This is a genomic window from Aeromonas sp. QDB25, from assembly GCF_027707725.1.
GTDB classification, from domain to species: Bacteria; Pseudomonadota; Gammaproteobacteria; order Enterobacterales; family Aeromonadaceae; genus Aeromonas; species Aeromonas caviae.
The window spans coordinates 1-660 of the sequence record NZ_JAPCIZ010000240.1 but is presented as its reverse complement, the minus strand read 5'-3'; the positions used below and the strand labels follow the sequence as shown (position 1 = coordinate 660).

Here is a 660-nt window from a genome sequence, read left to right as displayed (position 1 = left end):
CGCGCATCATCCAGTGCGCTGAACGGTCGCGGGCAGCAGCTAGCTGCTTGATCCGGCTTTGGGTATCGCTATCAAGTTTGATAGACATGGGTTTGGTAGCTGCGGACATAAGACCTCACTGTTAGCCAAAGGTATTACCTAGCGATACCTAAATTTACCACGCAATCTAAGCGCCGTCACAACCCGATTGCAGTACTGCAATGTCGCCCCCGAACTGGGGCGACTAGCGCAGTCTATCGCCACTGGCTCGGGGGCCGCCAAGCGCAGCGCGGCAGAGCGGGCTAGACCTTCATCCAGCGCAGCAACAGAGCCAGCGCCGCAATCCATGCCGCCACGTTCCAGGAAGGCCCCGCCAAGGCGCTGTAAAGTGGCCCCAGCGCCAGCCAGTCAGCCGCCCAGTACAGCAGGGCTTTCGCCGCGAACACGGCGGCCAGCGCCGCCACTGTGTGCCACAACATCAACCCCGGAAATCTATCGCTCAACCACATCGGCACCACCTCCCTTCAATCCAACTGAAGGCCTGCATCGAGGAGCCGCTGCCGCCACTCGGGGGTTCTAGGGATTTTCCGTCCAAATGCGACATTCAGACTGCTAAGTGATTGATTTATTGTGACTGGCTATGTGAAGCGCCAAAAAAGTAATACCCCTCTGGAGGCCGCG

At 58.8% G+C, this 660-nt stretch carries 2 protein-coding genes; both read right to left on the bottom strand.

Going from position 1 to position 660, the window contains the following annotated elements:
* Positions 1 to 88, bottom strand: an 88-nt coding sequence (locus tag PG883_RS24015) for a CopG family ribbon-helix-helix protein (RefSeq protein WP_442866371.1), incomplete at its 3' end; no start/stop codon positions are given.
* 193 nt (positions 89 to 281) lie between these two features.
* Positions 282 to 458 (bottom strand): hypothetical protein, encoded by a 177-nt coding sequence (locus tag PG883_RS23700; RefSeq protein WP_167576894.1) that lies wholly within the window; start codon positions 456 to 458, stop codon positions 282 to 284.
* Positions 459 to 660 lie beyond the last annotated feature (202 nt).

What these genes read in the sequence shown, in the direction of transcription:
- PG883_RS23700 (WP_167576894.1), bottom strand. Translation starts at nt 458, where the DNA reads ATGTTGTGGCACACAGTGGCGGCGCTGGCCGCCGTGTTCGCGGCGAAA.